An 18,660-nucleotide genomic window follows, 5' to 3' on the forward strand; every position below is an offset into this window, starting at 1 on the left:
CAACATTCGCCGCGCTGGGGCGTCAGGATCAGCCGGACACGGAAACGGTGGGCACGACGGGGCGATGAGCCGCGACGGCGAAATCGGGGTGGTTGAGCGGGGCTTCGCCGTCGACCGCTAGTTGCGCCAGCAGTTCTCCGGTGGCAGGGGCGAGTTTGAATCCGTGGCCGGAGAAACCAGCGCCGATGATCACACGCCCGGAGGCAGAACGATCCAGGATCGGGGTCTTGTCCGCGGTGTAGCCATCATGGTGCAGGCTGTAGCGGGTGGGCTCCGGGATGAGTCCCGGGAACAGTTCGGCCACCCGCTCGCCGAAAGCGGAGACGGCGTCGTCGTCCACGCGGAGATTCTGGTGTTCGGGCAGCCCCTCAAGGTCGCCCCAGCGGTCGCCGCCGCTGACCTTCACGCTGTACCCATCGAGCATGGGAACCCCGAAGACGTGGAAGCCGTCGCGGTCGCGGATGAAGCCGGGAAGCCGGTCCGCAGTGAACTGGCTGGCGTCTCGCGGCAGGAACCAGGTGAGCAACAACCGCCTGGCCACCACGAGATCGGCCACGCGTTCGTCCAGCTGCGGAGCCCAGGAGCCAGCGGTCACCACCACGGCGTCGAAGCGCTCCCCGTGGGTCTGTGTGCGCACGGTGACTCCGCGTGAGTCTTCCGAAATCTCGCGAATGTGCTGATGCGCCCGGCACTGCGCTCCGTGGTGTTGGGCTTGTTCGAGGGCACTGAGTACGCCCAGTTCGGAGCGTAGGGCGCCGCCGAGCGGATCCAGCAGCCCTTGTTCGCCGTCGACGATGTCCATCTGGGGGTAGCGCCGGCGCAGTTGCTCGGTGGTGAGCAGCCCGTGCTCCAGCCCGCTGGCCTCCACGGATCGGATGAGGCGCTGGAAGCTCTCGTCGTCGTGCGGGGCCACGGTGAGTGCGCCGACCGGGTGCATCAGTTCCCTGCCTGCGAGCGCCCCCAGCTCGCTCCACAGTGCGTGCGCCCGCCGCAGCAGCGGAACGTATTTGGGACCCTCATGGTAGGCGGAGCGGAACAGCCGGGATTCCCCTGTGTAGCTGCCGTAGCCGTGGTTCAGCCCGAACTGTTCGAAGCCCACGACTTCCACTCCGGGGCGCTGGCTGAGGTGCCACAGCACCATCGATCCGGTGGTGCCGAGTCCGATGACGGCGATTCTCATGGTGTGTCCGTTCCTTCCGTTCCCCAGTGGCTTAGGCCAGTGCCGGGGTGTCCCACAGCGACAGGCGGGTGCCGACGTCGTGCCGCACAGCGTTACGGTACACCTCGGTAGCCCAGGCAACGTCTTCCACTGGCATGCCCCCGACCGAATAGAGGACGATCTCGTCTTCGTTGCGGTGGCGCGGGGCTTTGCCGGTGGCGACGTCGGCGATCTGTTCGAGCTTCCACTCAGGCAGTCGGCCTTCCTTCATCAGCTCGTAGAAGCGGGTTCCCGGGATGCCGAGAGCTTGGTAGGCCCCGCGGCCCATTTCCTCGTACCAGGCATCGTAGAGTCCGCGGGCGTCGAGCACGGTGCGGGCCTCCTCGATCACGAAGTCGTCGTCGAACCGGGCCGCGGCGGGTAGGAGCAAAACCGCCCCCGGTTTGATCCACCGACGGCGGATGTAGGGGAACGCGCTGGAGCCGGCAGCATCGGTGGTGGTGGCAGTGATGACGACGTCGGCGTCGCGCACCGCGGCTTCAATACTGTCGACCGCCTCCACCCGGGTGATCTGCGGGTAGCGCTGCTGAATGTGCTCGGTGAAGCGCTGGATACCGGCCGCGCTGCGCCCTTTGACCTTGATCCGCTCGATGCTGGGGCGCTGGGAAAGGGCGGCCTCGACGATGGTGCGGCCCATCACCCCAGGGCCGATCAGGCCGATGGTGTCGGCGTCGTCGCGGGCAAAGTGCTTCACGCCCACCCCGGGGACGGCCCCGGTGCGATAGGCGGAGAGCAGGTTGGCACTCATCACCGCCAGCGGCGCCCCGGTGTCGGTGTCGTTGAGGGTGAACAGGTGGATGGAGCGCGGCAGGCTCCTGGTCTTGTTTTCGACGTTGGATCCGTACCATTTCACCCCGGTGGTGCCGAAGCGCCCACCCAGGAAAGCTGGCATCGCCATGAACCTGCGGTCGGGACCGTCGGCGGGCATACCGGGGAACGCGGGAGCCTCGGGAAAGGTGATCATGGCGCCGTGCGAGTCGTGACTAGCTCCGGCCATCGCGTAGTCTCCCTGTCGCAGCAGGATCAGCGTCTCCTCCATCACCTCAACGCAGCGGGCAATGTTGGTGACGCCGGCGGCGATCATGTCGGGTTCGCTGAGGTAACGGAAGTCGAGTGCAGTGTTCATGGGTGCTTATCCTTTGTCTCGTGCGGGGCTCGCGTGCGGCGTGGAAGTGGCGGTCGCGGTGGAGCGCGGGTGTCAGACGGCGGCGTCGCCGGTTTCGCCGGTGCGGACGCGCACCACGTGCTCGACGGCGGTGACCCACACCTTGCCGTCGCCGATCTGCCCTGTGCGGGCGTGGTCGACTATCAGCTGCACAGCTGTGTCTACCTGCTCGTTGGCGACAACGAGTTCCAGTCGCATTTTGGAGCGGAAGGGGACGCTGACGGCCATGCCGCGGTAGTACTCGGTGCGCGAAGCCTGCGCACCGTGGCCCTTGACCTCTGTCACGGTGACGCCTGGAAAACCCGCTTCGGTCAACGCTTGGCTGACGTGGTCGAGACGTCCGGGCTGGATGACGGCGGTGATGAGTTTCATCTGATGCTCCTGGTGGTTCCTGCGGAATGGGTGCGGGATCGGTCAGATTCTGGACTGCTCATACGCTGACTCGGCGTGGATCGACTGGTCCAGGCCCAGCGCTTCGGCCTCGTCGTCGACCCGGATGGGCGCGATCTTCTTCATGACGGTGGCGATCAGCCAGGTCATGCCGAAGGCGTAGACCAGGGTCACGGTGATCGCGACCAGCTCCCGCCAGATCAGGCTCACGTCGCCGCCGAAGACCACCCCTGCAATACCTGCCGGTGCGGAAGCGGCCCCGAAGAAGACCACGAACAGTGCACCGACGATGCCGGCGATCCCGTGAACTGCGAACACATCGAGCGAGTCGTCAATCTGGTGACGGCGTTTCCAGGTAATAGCCCAGGCGGTGGCCGCAGACGACAGGAGTCCGACGAACATAGCCCCCAGCGGGGTGACGGCATCAGCCGACGGCGTGATGCCGACCAGACCCGCGATCATGCCGGTGGCCATACCCAGCATTGTCGCCTGTCCGTCACGCAGACGCTCCACGATCAGGAACCCGAGCATCCCTGAGGCCGCCGCGATGATGGAGGTGAGAATGACGTACTCAGCCAGGAAGTTCGCCCCTCCGGCGGTGCCGCCGTTGAACCCCATCCACCCTGCCACGATCAGCCCGGTGCCGATCAGCACCAGCGGGAGGTTGTGCGGTCGGTCCGCAGTAGACTTCCGCGCCCCCAGCACCAGCGCCAGTGCCAGTCCGGCCGCGCCAGCGTTCATGTGCACCGCGGTGCCGCCGGCAAAGTCGTGAAGATCCAGCACATTGCGCATCCAGCCGCCGACATACCCGGTTTCAGGATCCGATACCGCAAAGACCCAGTGCCCCAGCGGGGCATAGACCAGCAGTACCCACAGGGCACAGAACACGAGCCAGGCACCGAACTTCATGCGGGCGGCACCGCCTGAGGCCACCAGTGCCACGCTGATGGCGGCGAATAGGATGTAGAAGGCGCCCCACAGGGTGCCACCGGCGCCGTCGTCTTGCGTGAATTGCTGATAGGTGGCGTATTCAAAAGGATTGCCGATGATGCCCCAGCCGCCCACGGAGTCACCCGTGACCAGACCATGGCCTATCACGATGTAAACCACGGTGGTGACGCCGAGCGCCCCCATGATCATCATGAACATGTTGAGCACATTCCGGCTGTTCAGCATGCCTCCATAAAGCAATGCCAGCCCGGGGAACATGAGCGTGACCAGGGCGAATGCCGCCAAAATCCACGCGGTGTCTGCGGCTTCCATAGGTCCGCCTCTCCTCGATCGATGGTCGACATCCGTGAGTGAACGATGTCGATGGATTCACCGTAGGGAGGTCATGTTTCGGTGTCGTTTCGGCCACCGGGGTGTTGATGTTTCCAATCGAGGACGGTGTTGCCAACGGATGACGCCGGCTCCGACCCGAGAATCTTGCCGTTCAGTTGACGCGCAGAATACGCTCGAGAAACACTCAGATTTCTGCCGTGGAGGTTGCCTGCATCATGCCCCGTCGTCGCCCAGCCAGCCCTCTCTTCTCTGCCGCTGTGGTCACCGCACTCCTGCTGACAGGATGCTCTGCTGATGCCGCCTCGGAGCCGAGCGCAGACGTCACCGAGGCAGCAATGCCAGTGTCCTCGGACGTGACGAGCGCGCCGGAGACGTCCGAGGAGTCGGCGCCACCGGCCGATGACGAATCCGCTGCGCCCCCGCTCTCCGGACAGGCATGGGCAGATCGGAAGGTGGACATCTGGCTGGAAGTCGAGGGCGCGAACAGCATCGCTGGACTCTACGAGCCGTTTCGGCTGATTGAGTCGTGGGAATCCCCTGAGCCAGGTCACCTCGTCTTTCACGTCGACCCACGCATATCGGACGGTGACGATGTGTATCACCAGAATCTCGGCCCGGCCAAGGACCTGTGGATGATCCCTGCCGTGATGCTCGAGATGACGTGGGAACAGAATCGAGATCTGGAGATCATCACGGCACGAACCACCGACGGCTCACGCGAGGAAAGCTACTCGCGCGAAGAGAAGATGGGTCCGATCGCCAGCGGCCACACCCAGCCCGGTACTCAAGAATGGGCGGATGAACTCGTCGGTCTCTGGCTCGAGGCTGAAGGTGTGCAATCGGTCAAGGGATTGTTGACGCCCTACAACACGGTCGAGTCCTGGTCCGCGACCGCCGACGACCAAATCACCTTCGTCGTCGATCCGGGCATTCTCGACTATGACGATCCGGCTGAAAACGCGCCGGGACGATCCGGTGAGCTCCACATGATCACCGCGTTGATGATGCAGAATCTCTACTGTCGTATTCCGGAACTCGACAGCATTGTCGCCACAACGTCGAATGGAACGCACCGGGAGATAATCACCCGGACAGAACAAGAACCTGGAGCAGACTGCTGGACCTGAGTGCGCCGCGGGGCATACTCAGACGTGGAAGCCGTTGAACGCGGCGAGCACCAGCCGCTCGCTTTGAGTCAGGTAGTCCTTGAGCGCCTCGGCGGCGTCGGACATGAGTCCCTGTTCGAGAAGACCCATGATCTCCCCGTTGCGCTGGACGAATGCAGAATGGAGATACTCCGGAGCGTTCAGATTGATGAAGGCCAAGCGCAGCTCAGCCGTCAGTGAGCGGAAGGAACGAATCAACCGAGGACTGTCCGAGAGCGAGACCAGCGCCATGTGCCACTCCATGTTCGCCGTCCCCACCGCCGTCCAGTCCTCGCGCTCGGCCGCCTCCACCGCATCATCGACAATGCTGCGTGCCTTGATCAGGGCTGGGTGCTTCGGTGTTGCCGAGGCGACTACGGGTAGCTCGATCAATCGGCGCACGCGGTAGACATCGAGAATTCCGGCCACAGAGGGTTCACTGACGAACACCCCGCGATTCGGCTTCCGGACGAGCAGCCCCTCATGCATCAGCACTCGGAACGATTCGCGCAGAGTGTTGCGAGAGACGTCCAGTTGCTCTGCAAGTGCACTCTCCGAAAGCTGCTCACCCGGTACAAACACGCCCGTCACGAGGCGATCGCGCAGGGATTCAGCCGTTCGCTCGACCAGATCCAAGGGGGACTTCTTCTCAGCATTCACTCTTGCAGGATACGTGCTCGCTGGGCTCCAACCATCTCCCCACGGCCCGTACGTGTCGAAGACTGCACCAAAGGCGGTGAACAATGCTCCTAACCTTGTTGAACAACTTGTGGTCTAATGGTGATCGCCACCACACGACCAGTCGTTCCTCAACATCTGGCACGACGTCATCCGGGAGACTCCATGAGCGATCATTCACCTGGCAACGACGAGACCCGTACCGCTGACCACAGCCCGGCTTCTTCCGGGAAGGTCGCGGTGGAAGCCCAGCGCTTCGCCCGCAGCCGCAAAGCATCGTTGATTGGCGCTATCTTCATGATGGCCACCAGCGCCATCGGCCCCGGCTTTATCACTCAAACGGCGACCTTTACCGCCACCCTGGGCGCGGCCTTAGCGTTCGGCATCTTGGCTTCGATCCTGATCGACTTCGCCATTCAGCTCAACGTCTGGCGGATGATCACGGTCTCCGGAAAGCGCGCCAGCGACCTGGCCAACGCCGCCATCCCCTACTCCGGCTATCTCCTCGCCGTGCTGGTGATCATCGGCGGTTTCGTATTCAATATCGGCAATATCGCTGGTGCCGGGCTGGGCATCAACGCGATGCTCGGCCTGGATCCGCGCATCGGCGGGCTCATCTCAGCGCTGATCGCCATCGGCATCTTCATCTCGAAGAAGGCGGGGATCGCTATCGACCGAGCGATGATCGTGCTCGGACTGGTCATGATCGCTTTGACCATCTACGTCGCCATCGTTTCGCAGCCGCCGGTCGGCGATGCCCTGCGCCAGACCGTGCTGCCCGACTTCATTGACTTCGCCGCCATCACCACCATCGTCGGTGGCACCGTGGGCGGCTACATCACCTATGCCGGAGCGCACCGTTTGCTGGACTCGGGCACCGCCGGTCCGGAGAACATCAAGGAAGTGTCCCGTGCCGCGGTCAATGGCATCCTGGTCACGGGCATCATGCGCTACATTCTCTTCCTTGCCGTGCTAGGCGTGGTGGCCAGCGGCGTCGTCATCGATACCTCCAGCGCCCAGGCCAACCCCGCGGCACAAGCCTTCCAGTTCACAGCCGGCGAGTGGGGCCTGCGCGCCTTTGGTTTAGTCTTCTGGGCGGCCGGCATCTCCAGCGTGATCGGCGCTGCTTATACGTCCGTCTCGTTCTTTACCGTGTTCTTCAAGAACATGACGGACCGCGCCCGCAGCTACACCACGGTCGGCTTTGTTGCCGTGTCCCTGGTGATCTACCTGATCGTGGGCACCACACCAGCCGCTCTGTTGGTCTTCGCCGGTGGTTTCAACGGATTGGTCTTGCCCGTCGGATTGACGATCTTCATGTACATCGGCTGGTTCCGCCGGGATCTGCTGGGCGGACACAAGCACCCGGTCTGGCTGCTGGTGGTGGGCACCATCGTGACGGCGCTGACCTGGTACATGGGTGCGCGGTCCGTGGTCCCGATCTTCCAGTTCCTCGGTTACTGACACGCCCGAGGACGACATTTCAACACACACGAGCACGGCACTTCGGCCCCGGTTATCCTGACACGGCGGTCGAGACGACGAAGGAGCACCCTGTGGCAACCATCGATTTGAACAGCGACGTCGGCGAGGCATTCGGCCCTTGGCCCATGGGCGACGACGAGGGCATGTTGCGGCTGGTATCCAGCGCGAACATCGCCTGTGGATTCCATGCCGGTGATCCTCGGGCGATGCGAGCCACCGTCCGGCTCGCCGCCGAGCGAAGCGTAGCCGTGGGCGCGCATGTGGGATATCGCGACCTCGCGGGTTTCGGCCGCCGCGCCATGGATGTGGCCAGCGAAGACCTCATTCCCGAGATCATCTACCAAATCGGCGCTCTGCAGGCGATCGCGCGGGCGGCCGGCACCACGGTGCGCTACGTGAAACCGCACGGCGCCCTCTACAACACCATCGTCCACGACACCCGCCAGGCTCGCGATGTCGCCACCGCGATGGCCGAGGTCGACACGAATCTCGTCCTGCTGGGCCTGCCCGGCAGCCAGGGACTGATTGAGGCCAACAAGGCCGGTCTTGCCACGGCCGCTGAAGCGTTCGCCGACCGCGCGTACACTCCCGAGGGCACCCTGGTCTCGCGGCGCCAGGCTGGCGCGGTCCTCGAGGATCCGGTCAAGGTAGCTCGGCGCATGGTTCAACTGGTCGAGGACGGCACAGTTGAGAGCATCGACGGCACCGACGTGAAAATCAGCGCGGATTCGATCTGCGTCCACGGAGACAGCCCCGGCGCGGTGACCATGGCGGATCGCGTGTACCAAGAGCTGCGCGGTGCCGGCGTCGAGATCGCTGCTTTCGCCCGAGCCTGAGGAAGCCTCCATGACCGCCTCAACGAAGCGCTATCTCACGGCCGGTGCCCAAGCTGTTCTGGTGGAAGTCGATGATCTGTCCGCCGTGCTGGCTTTGACCGATGCCTTGCGCCGGGCCCAGATCTCCGGTGTCACCGAGTTAGTACCAGCCGCCCGAACCGTGCTGGTAACCTTCGACCGCACCACCGACCGGGATACGGTCGTTACCGCCATCGATGCCGTGAACTCCGGCGAAGTCACCGTCAGTGAACCGCGCGTCATCGAGATCCCCGTGCGTTACGACGGCGAGGACCTCGCCGAAGTCGCCGCACATCTTGGGATCACCGAAGACGACGTCATTCGCCGGCACACCGAGAGCGAATACACCATGGCCTTCGCCGGTTTCGCACCCGGATTCTGCTACCTCACCGGCGGCGATCCCCTGCTAGATGTGCCACGTCGCAGTAGCCCCCGTACGCGGATTCCCGCCGGATCGGTGGGACTGGCTGGCACCTTCAGCGGCGTCTATCCCCGATCCAGCCCGGGTGGCTGGCAGCTGATCGGTACCACCGATGTCGTGATGTGGGACGAACAACGCGATCCTCCTGCCCTGGTGAATCCCGGTGACCGAGTGCGCTTCGTCCGTGCCAATGACGACGACGCTGCTGTCACCGCAACCGGTGCGGAGCCCACAGCCACCGAGGACGCTCCCGTTCCGGCCACTGGGCTGCGCATCATCCGCCCTGCGGCGCAGACTTTGCTCCAGGATCTCGGCCGCGGGGGTCACGCCCCGCTCGGGGTACCCGCGGCCGGTGCAGCGGACACATCAGCCCTGCGCTGCGCAAACCGACTCGTCGGCAACCCGGCCGACGCCACGGGACTGGAGCTGCTGCTTGGTGGACTGGAAGTGGAATGTCTCGGCTCCGTCGACGTAGCCGTGGCCGGAGCACGCACCGACGTCACCGTCACCCGCGCCAGCGGAGCCATCTGGTCTATCACCGACCAGCGGCCCATCGCGCTCTCGGCAGGCGACCGGCTCCGCCTCGGCGCCCCCATCGATGGGTTGCGCAGCTACCTCGCCGTGCGCGGTGAGATCGAGGTGGACCCGGTACTGGGCAGCCGCTCCACCGACACGCTCTCGGAGGTCGGGCCCGCGCCCCTGCAGGCCGGCGATGTGCTCACCGTCCGACCACCAGCCAGCCCGGCCCCTGCCGTCGGTGAACCCCGGCCGTGGCCCGAGGACCGCTTCACCACCGGTGAGGTCACGGTACCCATCCTGCTCGGACCGCGCCAAGACTGGTTCGATGAGGATTCCTTGGACCGGCTCACCTCCCAGCCTTGGACCGTTACGGATCGGTCGAACCGCGTCGGGCTGCGACTCCACGGCGACCAACCGCTGGAACGTGCCCGCAGCGGCGAACTACCCAGCGAGGGGGCCGTCACCGGCTCGCTCCAGATCCCGCCCGAGGGCCAGCCTGTCCTGTTCCTGAACGACCACCCGGTGACCGGAGGCTACCCGATCATCGCCGTCGTCGCCCCGTCCGCGCTGCCACTTGTGGCCCAAGCGCCACCCGGCACCCGCCTGAACTTCGTCCTCGACTCCACCAACACACCCCAGGAGACGTCATGAAACGCGTTCTGATCGCCAACCGAGGCGAGATCGCCGTCCGCATCATCCGCGCCTGCCGAGATTCCGGCCGCACAGCGATCGCTGTCTACGCCGACGATGACGCCGACGCGCTGCACGTGCGCCTGGCCGACGAGGCCTACGCGCTACAGGGAGCCCGCCCCCGTGAGAGCTACCTCGACGTCACCAAGATCCTGGCCGCGGCCAAAGAGAGCAACGCCGACGCCGTGCATCCCGGCTACGGGTTCCTCTCCGAAAGCGCCGACTTCGCCCGCGCCGTCACCGACGCGGGGCTGACCTGGATCGGCCCCGCACCCGAGGTGATCGAGAAGCTCGGCGACAAGGTCGCGGCCCGCAAGATCGCCCAGTCCGTCGATGCCCCGCTGGTGCAGGGCACCCCGGACCCGGTCTCCGATGCCAACGAGGCCGTGGACTTCGCCCGTGAGCACGGGTTGCCCATCGCGATTAAGGCCGCCCATGGCGGCGGCGGTCGCGGCATCCGCATCGCGTGGGACCTCGACGAGGTCGCTGAGCTCTACGACTCTGCGGTGCGCGAAGCCACCGAAGCTTTCGGACGAGGCGAGTGCTTCGTCGAGCAGTACCTGCAGAATCCGCGCCACGTGGAGGTGCAGATCCTCGGCGACGCTCACGGCAATGTCGTCGCCGTCGGCACCCGCGACTGCTCGCTGCAGCGCCGCAACCAAAAGCTCGTCGAGGAGGCGCCCGCCCCCTTCCTCACCGACAAGCAGCGCGCGGAGCTACACAGCTCGGCCGAGCGTATCTGCGCCGAAGCCGGCTATCAGGGCGCGGCCACCGTCGAGTTCCTGCTGAGCACCGACGGCACGCTATCGTTCCTCGAGGTCAACACCCGTCTCCAGGTCGAGCACCCGGTCACAGAGGAAACTACCGGACTGGACCTGGTGCTGGAGCAGTTCCGCATCGCCGAAGGCGAGCCGCTCACCCATGAGGTGCGAACCGCCGGCGAGCGTGCGCACGGCCACGCCTTTGAATTCCGCATCAACGCCGAAGACCCGGGGCGGGGCTACTTGCCCACACCCGGCGAGATCAGCGTCTTCGATGCCCCGTCCGGAGGCGGCATCCGTGTGGATTCCGGCTATACCGCCGGCCAGGTGCTACCCGGACATTTCGATTCGATGCTGGCCAAGCTCATTGTGTGGGGCCCGGATCGGCAACGAGCATTAGCCCGCGCCCGTCGCGCCCTGGACGAGTTCCAGATCGACGGGGTCTCCACCGTGCTGCCGTTCCACCGCGAGGTGCTCCAGCAGCCTGATTTCACTGGCGAAGACGCCTTCGCGGTGCACACCCGGTGGATTGAGAACGACCTCGACGTCGACTTCGAACCGGCCCAGGCGCCGGAGCCCGCAGCAGCAACCTCGCTGACCCGTACCTGGTTGGAGATCGACGGTCGCCGCGTCCAGGTGGGCGTCCCCGGCATGCTGCTATCCGGACTCGCTTCAGCAGGAGGCTCATCGTCTTCAGTCGAGAAGGACTCGGGCGGCACGGTGGACGAGGGGTCAGTCACCGCACCCATCACCGGCACCCTGGTGAGCTGGAAGGTTGACGACGGCGCCACCGTGTCCCGCGGCGAGGTCGTGGCCGTGATGGAGGCGATGAAGATGGAGACCAACGTCGTCGCCGAGTCCGACGGCGCACTGAGCCTCACTGCCTCCGCAGGCGATCACTATGCAGCAGGTACCGCACTCGGCCAGATCTCGTAGGTCGATTTTTCACGGACATAGAGACAGTCGAGGGACCCACCAATCAATGGTGGGTCCCTCGTTCACGGTGAATGACGACTAGTTCACGCCGCGCATCTCGCGGTGCACCGGGCGGGCCACCAGCAACATCAGCACACCGATGCCGATGGTCACGGCACCCAGCACGCCGAAGTACGTGCCCTCATTATCGGCGGAGTAGAACCGGGCCAGCGACCCGGCCAGCGAAGTGCCCAGTGCGACGGAGAGGTTGTACAGGGCGACCATGAGCACCGGGTACTGGGCCGGGGCCAGCTTGGTCGACAGCGAGAGCCCGACGGGTGACACCATGAGCTCCCCCATGGTGGCCACCAGCAGAATCACGGCGATCCAGAGCACCGGCACGGACACGGTGGTGACCATCGGCAGGAACAGCAGGAATGCCGAGCCCATCAGGATGATGCCCACACCGAACTTGTTCGGTGTGGTCGGATTCTTCGTGCCCATCTTGGTCCAGAGCAGGGCGAACAGCGGGGCGAACACGATGATGAAGACCGGATTGATGGACTGCACCCATTCGATCGGCATCTCCCACGAGAAGCTCCCCCAGGAGAAGTCGCGGTCCAGACGGGTGTCGGAGTAGATGGTGATGACGGTGAACTGCTGCTGGAACAGCGCGAAGAATGCCGAGGACCCGATAAACAGTGGAATGAACGCCAACACACGCGAGCGCTCATCCGCTCCGACCTTCGACGTGGTGAGCAGGAACGCGAAGATGCCGACGGCGGCCAACGCCGAGATCAGCACCGCCACGGTGGAGAGATTCCCGGCGTTCACCACTCCGGTCACCAGCAGGACGCCCACCAGGAGGAGAGCTACCACGGTTCCGGCGATCCACCGCGGGTAGGAGGCACGAGGCAGCGGGTTGGGCACGGTGTGCACATCGGCGGGCAGCTCGCGGCGGCGCCAGATGTACTGCGACAATCCCAGAGCCATGCCGAGGGCTGCGAGACCGAACGCCAGGTGGAAGCCCCATTCCTGGCGGGCGAACCCGGTGATGAAGGGACCGAAGAGGGCTCCGATGTTCACGCCCATGTAGAACAGAGAGAATCCGGCGTCACGGCGCGGATCCTCACGCGAATAGAGATGTCCCACCAGGTTGGAGACGTTGGCTTTCAGCCCGCCGGAGCCGACACCGACCAGGAGCAGGCCCACGATAAGGCCAGGAACACCCGGGATCAGGGCCAGACCGATATGCCCGCCCATGATCATCACCGCGCTCCACAGCATGGCACGCTCGGAGCCGATCAGCCGGTCCGCGACCCAGCCCCCGATGATGCAGAACACATAGACCATGCCGCCATAGGCGCCGACGATGCCGGTGGCGATGGCCGGGTCAATGCCCAGCCCTCCGCGCTCCGTCTCGAAGTACATGTACAGCAGCAGGATTCCCTGCATGCCGTAGAAGGAGAAGCGCTCCCACAACTCAACGCTGAACAGGGTGGAAAGCGGGCCCGGCTGGCCGAAGAACGTGCGCGACGTCGGCAGTTCCTTGACCTCAACCGGCGTGGTCGATGGATCGGATTCCTGAGTTTTCACCCGCGTGACTATACTCCGCAGGCGGCCATCTGAGACGCAGAGTACCCGGTACTATGAGAAATCCCATAGCGGCTGTTCAGGTGGGATCAGCCCAGGTCAGCCCCGCCGTTCTCGAAGTAAAGATGCGCGTGGGCGGCACAGCTCGGGTTGAATTCCGCGTCGCAGTGCGGGCAACGCGTCACCGCATGGTATTCGCCCACCGTCATCTCCTCTTTGCAGACGCCGCACAGCACACAGGGCTCGTTGAACCGCGAGCGCGGCCAGGGTCGTGCAGGGTGTCCAGCGGCCTCATGGTGACAGAGATGGCAGGGCCACAACTCTCCGCAGCAGCCGAAGCGAAGGGCCACGACGTCCAGCTCGGTCCGGTAGTGAACGCATCGCGTCTGATCATCGACGACGGCGCCGCGCACCGTCATTGCCCGCTGTTCCATCCCCCTAGGATGCCATTCCCAGAGTATTCACGCGTCTACAGCGTCGGTGCGAAAGCACAGTGCACGTTGAGATTCCGTCCCTGCCACGTCGCTTGATGTTTGTCGCGAGAGGTTCCCCGCCCTAAGGCCGGTCTCCCAAATTCTCACCAAGTGGAACGATGCAGTCTCGACCAACTTCAATACGTCTTTCAACATCGCTTCCAACGGCACAGGCCCAGGAGCCACGGAAAGGGCAGCAGCGAACCCTGCGTCCTTCCAAACCTCGCGCGATAAGTTCACCTTTCCGGCCAAGACCACCACTGGTACATGGGCATGTACGAACTGGCGAACAGCAGCAGGTACCTTTCCGTCGAGAGACTGTGAATCGAAGCGTCCTTCTCCGGTAATCACCAAGTCCGAATCAACCACCACGCTCGAGAAACCGAGCACCACCGCGATCAGGTCCGCGCCGGGGACGAGCTCAACAACGCGACGAATCCGAAAGCCGGCGGCTGGCGGCGCTGTCAGCTCACGTCGCCAACGCCGATGGTGCGCTGTCCCGCCTGCTCGCCATCGAGGCCTGGCGGATCTCGGAGACGGACGAGGCCCGCCGTGCCGTCGAGGAAGCGGTTCAGGTGCGTGGCGCGTGGGAGATCACGACGTCGTCAGACTCCGCGACGCGGCTGATCGGGCATACAACACGACCGATGCATATGGCGCTGTCCACCACCCACGCGGCAACCGTGGACGCGGCGTCGGTGCTGCGCATCGGGCCGCTGATCGAGTCCGACCGCCTCGTGGAGATCTCGACCCATACCGGCATGGGAGACCTCGCCTGGTCTCACGATGAGAGCATCCTCGCCTCGGCGAACGGCCGAGTCCAACTCGTCGACAGAGAGGGAGCACCGCTTGGCTTCGCCGGGCCCCGAGCTCCGACCGCCCTCGTCGGCGCCTGGGGTGAGAACGGCTTTGCCGCAGCGGGCGGATCTCTGGCTCTGATCCAGGATAGCGAGGTGCTGCGAGAAAGACCGCTCGAGGAACTCGGACTGTTCTCGCCTCCCGTCTTCGTCGAAGGGTCGTCGGACGGAGAGCGGATCCTGGTGGCCTTGGCCCCTCCGGACGGGTGGGACGAACCGGCCGAGGGCGCCCCGTTGTCCACCGCACAGGCCTGCGCCGCGGCCGGTCGCGCGCTGACCGAATCCGAGTGGGCCATCTATCTGCCCGACCGTGATTTCACACCGTCCTGCGTCAGTCAGCGCGACGGCCCATGATAGGGATCCGAGCCGCGGTCCCCGTAAGCTGGAGACATGATTTCCCCCCGGTGGCATGGCCCTGAGCGAGTTCTCCGATGAACCGCGTGATCCGCTCGGTGCTGGGCTGGTTCGCCGCCCCTCGGCTGAACATGCGTGAGGACTATGAGAAGGTCCGCCGCGCCCAGCGGGGACTGGCTGCGATCGCGGTGCCGCCGACGCGGGCACGGGACTGGGAGACCGTCGAAGATGGAGCCATCTTCCCGGTGCCGGTGCGGATCTTCCGCCCCAAGGAGACGCTGCGCGACGACGTCGTCGTCTTCTTCCACGGTGGCGGCTGGGTGACCGGCGACATCGACAGCTATACTCCGGCCTGCACGACAATGGCCGATCGGATGGGCTGCGTGGTGGCGTCGGTGGACTACCGGCTGGCTCCCGAGCACCCGTTCCCCGCGGGGCTGGATGACTGCTACCAGGTGGCACAGAGAATCCTGAACCAGCCCGAGCTGGTGGACGCGGTCCACCGCGAGAACATCATTCTGATGGGTGACTCGGCCGGCGGCAATCTCGCCGCGGTAGTGTCCACGCTGCTGCGGGATCGGGGCGAGCCGGTGCCCCGTCGTCAGATCCTGCTCTACCCCGTCACCCAGTGGGATCACGATCCGCGCACGTCCCCCTTCGAGTCCGTTCGCCAGCACGGCGAGGACTTGCGGCTGACCAATACGGAGGTCCAGGACTACCTGGAGCTCTACGTTCCGGAGGCCGCGATGCGCCGCGATCCGCTGGTGTCGCCGCTGGAGCAGAAGGACCTCTCCGCATTGCCCGACACTCTGGTGATCTCGGCAGGTCTGGACCTGCTGCGAGACGAGGGCGAAGCGTACGCGACGGCGCTGGCGGCCGCCGGCAACGACGTCGTGGTGCACCGTGTGGAGCGCGCCCTGCACGGCTTCATCACCCTGCCGCGGTTCTCCCGGTCTCTGCACGAAGCGTACGACGTGATCGGGACGTTCTTGGACGGGAGGGCCGAGCCATCGTGACGCGCCCGGCCTGGGTGCGGCTCGACAACGCGTCCAATATCTTCCTCGCCGCCCGTTCGGACGCCGATCCGAAGGTGTTCCGGATCTTCGCGGAGCTCAACCACGAGGTGGACCGGGGCCTGTTGCAAGACGCCGTCGACGAGGTGTACGACCAGTACCCGCTGTACCACGCGGTGCTGCGCAGGGGCGTGTTCTGGCACTATCTGCAGGACAGCGACCTGCGGCCGGCCGTCATCGGTGAGGAGCTGCACACCTGTGCTCCCCTGTACCAGCCGCACCGCCGCAACCTGCTGTTCCGGGTGCTGTACCACCGGAGACGGATCAACCTCGAGATCTTCCACGCCCTCTCGGACGGCACGGGAGCGCTCTGGTTTCTCCGCGACGTCGTCGACGCCTATCTGCGCCGTCGTCACGGGCACGCACGGCTCGAGACCACCACACCCCCCACCGGTCTGTCGCTGACCATGGACAGCTTCGCCGAGTATTTTCGTCATCCGGCCGAGGGCACATCCGGCGAACGCTGGCTGGAGTCCGATCACGAGGACGAAAATCCCGGCGACCCGACGACGAATCGACGATCGACCCGCTCGGTGTACCGGGTGCGTGGAACCCGGACACCGGACCACCGCACCCGCCTGGTCGAGCTCACCCTCTCGGGCTCGGAGCTGGCACGACAGGCCAAGGCCGAGGGCGTGTCGTTGACGATGCTGCTGATCGCGCTGTTCTTCGAGTCAGTGCGCCTCGCCTCGGGCGGTCTGGGACGGGCTCGCACCATGAGTGTCTCGGTACCGGTGAATCTCCGGCAATTCTTCCCTTCGACCTCCGCCCGGAATTTCTTCGCCACGGTGCGTCTCGAGCACACCTATGGCGAGGGCGCGGACGACCTGGCCTCGATCGCACGCGGGCTCGAGCGCCGCTTCGCCGCGAAGGCGTCCTCGAGCGCGCTGGAATCCCGGGTGCGCCGCTTCGTGCGGTTCGAGCGCATGCCGCTGTTGCGCATCGTGCCCCGCCCGTTCAAGGACGGGCTGCTGCGTCTGATCAACTGGGCGAACAACCGTGGGCTCACCGTGGCGATCTCCAACCTGGGTCGTGTGACCCTGCCCGAGGGCGCGGATCCTCACGTGGGGCGGATGGGCTTTCACGTCTCGGCGGTGCGCCCACAGTTCTGTGCCATGTCCCACGGCGATCAGATGACGCTCAGCTTCACATCGCCCTTTCTGGAGACCGATCACGTGCGCGAGTTCGCGCAGATGCTCACCCAGCGGGGTCTCGACGTCTCGGTGGCCGCCGTGCGTGCTTCCGAAGGCGAGCTCGCCGAGGCCAGCCTTGATGGTCTGCGTGAGGTGGGCGCATGAGTGCAGAAGCATCAGGACGCGCCTGCCCGCGGTGCGAGGTGTCCGTCGAGGGCGACTGGAGCACCTGTCCGCTCTGCCAGTCCGCGCTGACCGGTCGCGCGATCACCAGCCCTTTTCCCGCCGTCCCGCTGACCTTCTCACGGCGGCGGGTGTTCCGGGTGCTGTTCCTGATGTCGCTGGCGCTGGTGCTCGCTTCGTTGCTCGTGCAGCTGTTCTTCGAGCGCGACGACGCGGATCTGGGAGCCTGGCGGTTCGTGTGGTTGGGGGTGGCGACCATGTGGCTGGTCGTGATCATGGCCATTCAGAAACGGCACAACCTGGCCAAGGGAACCGTCTACCTGGTGGCGATCGTCAGTCTGCTGTGCACCTATTGGGATTATCTGACCGGCTGGAACGGCTGGGCGCTCACCTACGTGGTGCCGATCCTGTGCGCCTCCGCCATGATCGCGGTGCTGATCACCGTCCGACTGATGCGCATGGCCGTGGGCGACCATATCCTCTACAGCGGCTTGACCGCGGTGATGGGGCTGGTCCCGATCGTCTTCCTCACCTTGGGTTGGGTGTACGAGCCGTTGCCCGCTGCCATCTGCGGGGTGTTGAGTCTGATCACGCTCATCTTGTTGCAGCTCGCCCGTGGCGGACAGGTCCGTCACGAGCTGTCCAAGCGGCTGCACATGTGATGCGCTCAGGTCGTGGCGTCACCCAGCAGATCGAGCCGCGCCTGAGCCACTACCAGGGCTAGTTGGGCGCTTCCGAGACCGGGAACATTGCCTTGCAAGTCCCGACCGATTCGGTGGGCGAGGGCGCGCTCTCCTTCATCCCCGGATTCTTCGGTAGCCCGGTCTACGTAGCCGTGCAGTAGTGACGCGCGCCTACCGTCGGGGTCACTCCGGGGAGTGGAACTCTTCCTCGGCCAGGGTGGTCAGGAAACGCAGCACGACGTCGCGTTCCTCGGGCGTGAGTTCCGAGACGGCCTGAATGCGGCTGACGTGAGTGTTCCCGACGGTGCGCCGTGCTGCTGCGGCCGTATCCTCGGTGATCTCGATGGCCGTGGACCGCCGGTCCCCCGGGTGCTGGCGGCGGCTCAGGTGCCCCTGGTCCTCGAGCCGATCCATCATTTTGGTCACCGAGGCTGTGGAGATGCCCAGGTGTCGGGCGAGCATGCTCGGAGTGGCCAGGTCGCCGTGGCGCTGCACCGCCATGAGGAACCGTAGCGCCCGCATGTCCGTCTCGCCGAGTTTCATATAGCGTCGGGCCGCCTCGCTGGAGCGCCGTTCAGCGGCACGCCAGGCGCGCATCGCCTCGAGTACGGCGACGATCTGATCCATCTCACCCTCGTCGAAACGCCCGTAATCGAAGAGTTCCTGGCGCGGATCCATCACCCGCGGGTCAACGGGTGAGTACCGTTCGCCGCGTGCGGCGGGGCGGGCACTTTGCTCCATGACACTTCCTGTGATTATATTTAGCCAAGCTAACTATCTCGTCA

General features: G+C 65.2%; 18 protein-coding genes. 9 read left to right on the forward strand and 9 right to left on the reverse strand.

Annotated features, from left to right (window positions below; all coding sequences use genetic code 11):
- Window positions 1-28: 28 nt before the first annotated feature.
- The 4 genes from solA to P8192_RS08955 form a co-directional block, all read right to left on the reverse strand.
- Complete coding sequence (gene solA / locus P8192_RS08940; RefSeq protein WP_278156351.1) at window positions 29-1,180, reverse strand: N-methyl-L-tryptophan oxidase; 1,152 nt, start codon at window positions 1,178-1,180, stop codon at window positions 29-31.
- A 31-nt stretch (window positions 1,181-1,211) separates the two neighbouring features.
- Window positions 1,212-2,345 carry a tyramine oxidase subunit B gene (locus P8192_RS08945; RefSeq protein WP_270105028.1) on the reverse strand — a complete coding sequence of 378 codons (1,134 nt, stop codon included), beginning with the start codon at window positions 2,343-2,345 and terminating at the stop codon, window positions 1,212-1,214.
- A gap of 72 nt (window positions 2,346-2,417) precedes the next feature.
- A complete protein-coding gene (locus P8192_RS08950) occupies window positions 2,418-2,756 on the reverse strand; it encodes a P-II family nitrogen regulator (protein ID WP_270105027.1) in 339 nt (112 codons plus the stop codon).
- A gap of 42 nt (window positions 2,757-2,798) precedes the next feature.
- Complete coding sequence (locus P8192_RS08955; RefSeq protein ID WP_270105026.1) at window positions 2,799-4,037, reverse strand: ammonium transporter; 1,239 nt, start codon at window positions 4,035-4,037, stop codon at window positions 2,799-2,801.
- 236 nt (window positions 4,038-4,273) lie between these two features.
- Here P8192_RS08955 and P8192_RS08960 point away from each other — a divergent pair, with 236 nt between their 5' ends.
- On the forward strand, window positions 4,274-5,185 hold the full coding sequence (locus P8192_RS08960; RefSeq protein ID WP_278156365.1) for a hypothetical protein: 912 nt from the start codon (window positions 4,274-4,276) through the stop codon (window positions 5,183-5,185).
- An 18-nt stretch (window positions 5,186-5,203) separates the two neighbouring features.
- Here the strand turns inward: P8192_RS08960 and P8192_RS08965 are convergent, their stop codons facing one another.
- A complete protein-coding gene (locus P8192_RS08965) occupies window positions 5,204-5,863 on the reverse strand; it encodes a GntR family transcriptional regulator (RefSeq protein ID WP_278156367.1) in 660 nt (219 codons plus the stop codon).
- Between the two features lie 183 nt (window positions 5,864-6,046).
- Between P8192_RS08965 and P8192_RS08970 the strand changes: the two genes are divergently transcribed.
- The 4 genes from P8192_RS08970 to P8192_RS08985 all read left to right on the forward strand — a co-directional run bounded on the left by P8192_RS08970 (window position 6,047) and on the right by P8192_RS08985 (window position 11,547).
- On the forward strand, window positions 6,047-7,345 hold the full coding sequence (locus P8192_RS08970; protein ID WP_278156369.1) for an NRAMP family divalent metal transporter: 1,299 nt from the start codon (window positions 6,047-6,049) through the stop codon (window positions 7,343-7,345).
- Between the two features lie 92 nt (window positions 7,346-7,437).
- A complete protein-coding gene (locus tag P8192_RS08975) occupies window positions 7,438-8,202 on the forward strand; it encodes a LamB/YcsF family protein (protein ID WP_278156371.1) in 765 nt (254 codons plus the stop codon).
- A 10-nt stretch (window positions 8,203-8,212) separates the two neighbouring features.
- The gene (gene pxpB, locus P8192_RS08980) at window positions 8,213-9,811 is read left to right on the forward strand and encodes a 5-oxoprolinase subunit PxpB (RefSeq protein WP_278156373.1); all 1,599 of its coding nucleotides are present in this window, start codon (window positions 8,213-8,215) and stop codon (window positions 9,809-9,811) included.
- Window positions 9,808-11,547: an acetyl/propionyl/methylcrotonyl-CoA carboxylase subunit alpha gene (locus P8192_RS08985; RefSeq protein ID WP_278156375.1), complete on the forward strand. Its 1,740-nt coding sequence runs from the start codon at window positions 9,808-9,810 to the stop codon at window positions 11,545-11,547. Before pxpB ends, P8192_RS08985 begins: the two co-directional genes overlap by 4 nt.
- Before the next feature lie 78 nt (window positions 11,548-11,625).
- Here the strand turns inward: P8192_RS08985 and P8192_RS08990 are convergent, their stop codons facing one another.
- The 3 genes from P8192_RS08990 to P8192_RS14545 all read right to left on the reverse strand — a co-directional run bounded on the left by P8192_RS08990 (window position 11,626) and on the right by P8192_RS14545 (window position 14,060).
- A complete protein-coding gene (locus P8192_RS08990) occupies window positions 11,626-13,122 on the reverse strand; it encodes a peptide MFS transporter (RefSeq protein WP_278156377.1) in 1,497 nt (498 codons plus the stop codon).
- An 86-nt stretch (window positions 13,123-13,208) separates the two neighbouring features.
- On the reverse strand, window positions 13,209-13,553 hold the full coding sequence (locus P8192_RS08995) for a CHY zinc finger protein (RefSeq protein WP_278156379.1): 345 nt from the start codon (window positions 13,551-13,553) through the stop codon (window positions 13,209-13,211).
- Window positions 13,554-13,580: 27 nt separating this feature from the next.
- A complete protein-coding gene (locus tag P8192_RS14545; protein ID WP_431521177.1) occupies window positions 13,581-14,060 on the reverse strand; it encodes a glycerate kinase in 480 nt (159 codons plus the stop codon).
- Window positions 14,061-14,245: 185 nt separating this feature from the next.
- Here P8192_RS14545 and P8192_RS09000 point away from each other — a divergent pair, with 185 nt between their 5' ends.
- From P8192_RS09000 to P8192_RS09015, 4 genes are all read left to right on the forward strand, one after another.
- Window positions 14,246-14,803 (forward strand): hypothetical protein, encoded by a 558-nt coding sequence (locus P8192_RS09000; protein WP_278156381.1) that lies wholly within the window; start codon window positions 14,246-14,248, stop codon window positions 14,801-14,803.
- A gap of 77 nt (window positions 14,804-14,880) precedes the next feature.
- Window positions 14,881-15,819: an alpha/beta hydrolase gene (locus P8192_RS09005; RefSeq protein WP_278156383.1), complete on the forward strand. Its 939-nt coding sequence runs from the start codon at window positions 14,881-14,883 to the stop codon at window positions 15,817-15,819.
- Entirely contained in the window at window positions 15,816-17,174 is a 1,359-nt protein-coding gene (locus tag P8192_RS09010; RefSeq protein ID WP_278156385.1) for an alcohol acetyltransferase, read from the forward strand. The genes P8192_RS09005 and P8192_RS09010 overlap by 4 nt, the downstream gene beginning before the upstream one ends.
- Window positions 17,171-17,854: a DUF6320 domain-containing protein gene (locus tag P8192_RS09015; protein ID WP_278156387.1), complete on the forward strand. Its 684-nt coding sequence runs from the start codon at window positions 17,171-17,173 to the stop codon at window positions 17,852-17,854. Before P8192_RS09010 ends, P8192_RS09015 begins: the two co-directional genes overlap by 4 nt.
- 204 nt (window positions 17,855-18,058) lie before the next feature.
- Here P8192_RS09015 and P8192_RS09020 read toward each other — a convergent pair whose 3' ends face one another.
- Window positions 18,059-18,616 carry a MarR family winged helix-turn-helix transcriptional regulator gene (locus P8192_RS09020; RefSeq protein WP_278156389.1) on the reverse strand — a complete coding sequence of 186 codons (558 nt, stop codon included), beginning with the start codon at window positions 18,614-18,616 and terminating at the stop codon, window positions 18,059-18,061.
- Window positions 18,617-18,660 lie beyond the last annotated feature (44 nt).

Source organism: Citricoccus muralis (assembly GCF_029637705.1).
GTDB lineage: Bacteria > Actinomycetota > Actinomycetes > Actinomycetales > Micrococcaceae > CmP2.